The organism is Streptomyces bohaiensis (assembly GCF_012033785.1).
In the GTDB taxonomy this organism is placed as follows: Bacteria; Actinomycetota; Actinomycetes; order Streptomycetales; family Streptomycetaceae; genus Streptomyces; species Streptomyces bohaiensis.
Genome location: NZ_JAAVJC010000452.1, coordinates 1 through 2,339 on the forward strand (window position 1 = coordinate 1; position 2,339 = coordinate 2,339).

The window sequence follows — 2,339 nt, forward strand, 5'->3', positions numbered from 1 at the left end:
GTGACACCCCCGCCTCGTGGGGGACAGCGGAACCGGCCGGCACCCCCTGGTCGCGGCAGGACCTCACGCGAGCCCTTCGCGCCCGGCTGCCGCTGCCGACCTGGGCGGTTCAGCTGGGCGTCGGTCAGCCCGGCACGCGCCGACCGCAGCTGTGAGAGCAGTGCCGCCGCGTCCGCCGGCCTGCGCCCCGCCCGCCGGGCGGTCGCCTGGGCGACCAGCTGGTCCAGCTCGGGCGGGACGCCCGGCTCCAGCCGGGACGGTGGCGGCACGTTGCGGTTGACGTGGGCCATCAGCACCTGCGCGGGGGTGTCGCCCGTGTGCGGCTTCACCCCGGTCAGCAGCTCGAACAGCAGGATGCCGCAGGCGTAGACGTCCGCCGCCGGACCCACGTTGCCGCCCTCGATCTGCTCGGGCGCCAGGTAGGAGACGGTGCCCAGCAGGGACTCGGTCCGCGAGGTGGTGTCGGTGTCCACCCCCCGCACCAGGCCGAAGTCGGCGACCTTCACCCGACCGTCGTCCCCGATGAGGACGTTCTCGGGCTTGATGTCGCGGTGGACCATCCCGGCGCGGTGGGCCGCACCCAGGCCGGCCAGCACCGGCTCCATGATGTCCAGCACCGCGCGGGCCTGGAGCGCCCCGGACTCCCGCAGCACGTCGCGCAGCGTGCAGCCGGCGACGTACTCCATGGCGAGGTAGACGTACTCCCCGTCGGAGCTCTGGTCGGTCACGCTGACCACGTTGGGGTGGTTGAGGCGGGCCACCGACTTCGCCTCGCGGATGAACCGCTCCACGAAGGCGTGGTCGGTGGAGAGGGACGGGTGCATCACCTTCAGCGCCAGGGTCCGGTCCAGCCGGGTGTCCAGCGCGCGGTAGACCGTCGCCATGCCTCCGACGGCGATCCGCGCGTCCACGCGGTACCGCCCGTCCACGACATGGCCGATCAGCGGGTCCTGAAGGGTAGCGTCCACACCGAGAGAGTTTACGAGGGGTGACGGACACCCCGGGCCGCCCGGGTCGCCCACCGGCCGGAACCGGTGCGGAACGGTGACGTTCCGCCTCCCCGGGGACGGCCCGGGGAGGCGGAAGGGTCTCTCATGAGGTGGGCAGGTCCAACTTCTCCCGCAGCTTCGCCTCGGCGGTCTCGGCGGCCTCGATCGTCTCGTCCTCCGCCATCGCCGCGTAGAAGGCGTCGGTGTCCGGCGCGTCGGCGACCTCGCGCCAGAACTCGGCCTCCGCCTCGCGGGCACGGGCCAGCCCCAGGGCCGCCGGCGTGGCGCCGTACTGGTCCAAGTAGATGTTCCGGAGCAGGGCGGCCTGGTTCTCCGCCGCCTCTCCGGTCGTCTCCGCCCAGGCCGTCAGCCGCTCGTGGTCGTGCAGGTAGGGCGAGCTCAGCATGGCGGAGTCACGTGGGCCGGTGATGCGGAGCAGGGTTCGCTGGTCCACGTCGTAGGCGGCAGGGTTGCCGCGGGCCGAACCTGTCGTCGGTTCACCTCCGGGCCCGACGAAGTAGCACGTCACCTGACGGTCTCCATGGGCCCAGGTCTCCGCCGTCGGGTGCATGACGGCGACCTCCAGCGGTTCGTCCTCGGCGAGGACCTTCCAGGAGTCCAGCAGGTACGGAACGATCTGCGGGTCGCACCCCTGGTAGGCGAGGTCCATCAGCTCCTCGTCGTCAGGAGCCTCCTCGCCCTGGCCGAACAACTCAACGCGGCCGAAGACCTCCCCCTCGTGCGGGGCTTCGCAGCTGACCAGACCCAGGTCGAGGACGGCATCCCCCTCGGGAAGCGCCCCGATGCAGTCCCCCGGAGCCAGCACGTCGGCCCAGAGCGGACCGGTGGCCGTCGGGAGGTCCGGGTCGACCTCGTCGTGCCAGTCCTGCCACTCCGGGTCGTCCTTGGACGGCGCCTTCCCGTCGTCGGGGGTGTCGTCGGCCGGCTCGACCTCGGTGGTCCGCTCGGCGGCGACCGCGGTCTCCTCGCCGCTGTCCCAGGAGAGAGCGACCGGCACCGCGACCGCGGCCACGCCCAGCTGGGCCACCGCGATGGTCGCCGCGGCCACGGCCAGTGACCGGCCGCGGGCCGGGCGGCGGCGGTGGCGTCGCAGCGCGAGCGCCGACAGGCCCAGCGCCACGGGGGAGAGCAGCATTCCGGCGGCGCCGATCGCCGCGATCGACAGCGGCTCGCGCGGCAGCTGCTCACCCGGCTGCGGCGGCGCGCCGAACGCGGCCGGGACGGCCGCGGGCGCAGGCGCGGCCCACGGGTTGGGGATCTGCGCCAGCAGCTCCAAGGGCGTCATACGGGAACCTCCATCGGGACAGTCGGAGCGTTGGTCGCGATCGC

1 protein-coding gene and 2 pseudogenes are annotated in these 2,339 nt (G+C 73.4%); 1 reads left to right on the plus strand and 2 read right to left on the minus strand.

Translation table 11 applies throughout. From position 1 onward, the window contains the following. Positions 1–71: pseudogene (locus tag HCN52_RS26485) on the plus strand (DUF6177 family protein); the annotation flags it as partial. Here the strand turns inward: HCN52_RS26485 and HCN52_RS23850 are convergent. Then, positions 42–968 (minus strand): annotated as a pseudogene (locus HCN52_RS23850) (protein kinase domain-containing protein); the annotation flags it as partial. The pseudogenes HCN52_RS26485 and HCN52_RS23850 overlap by 30 nt on opposite strands. Positions 969–1,092: 124 nt before the next feature. After that, positions 1,093–2,295: a septum formation family protein gene (locus HCN52_RS23855; RefSeq protein ID WP_168090494.1), complete on the minus strand. Its 1,203-nt coding sequence runs from the start codon at positions 2,293–2,295 to the stop codon at positions 1,093–1,095. Positions 2,296–2,339 lie beyond the last annotated feature (44 nt).